The organism is Pseudomonas sp. AC463 (assembly GCF_979253585.1).
Genome location: NZ_CEEDDZ010000149.1, coordinates 1 through 414, shown reverse-complemented (window position 1 = coordinate 414; position 414 = coordinate 1). Strand labels below are relative to the sequence as shown.

Here is a 414-nt window from a genome sequence, read left to right as displayed (position 1 = left end):
TAGCTGAACTGCGCGCGGCCGCCGAACTGCCATTCCGGCGTTTCCGGCACGGCCTTGCCCGCGGTCGGCGCGAACGTCGTCGAGGTCAGCGGCACGTTCGAGAGAATTTCGGTGTGCGTGTAGGACGCAATGCCGGTCACCGCGAACCAGTTGGTGGCACGCACCGTCGCCGTGGCGTCGAAGCCGTAGCTTTCGACCGCGCCGATGTTGCGATCGAAGGAAATGCCCTGTTCCTGATCGAACGAGGTCACGATCCGGTTCTTGTAGCGGATATACCAGCCGGTCAGCTGCGACTGCACCGTGCGGTTGTTGTAGCGCACGCCGAGGTCGAAGGAGTCGGTCGTCTCCGGCGCCACGCCGATGAACGGCGCACGATAGAGGTTGTCGGTACGCGGTGCCGAGAAGCCCTTGGCA

General features: G+C 64.3%; 1 protein-coding gene. It reads right to left on the bottom strand.

Annotated features, from left to right (window positions below; all coding sequences use genetic code 11):
- Nucleotides 1–414: TonB-dependent receptor domain-containing protein (locus AC0IYH_RS29530; protein WP_471837608.1), on the bottom strand; the 414-nt coding region annotated here is incomplete at both ends.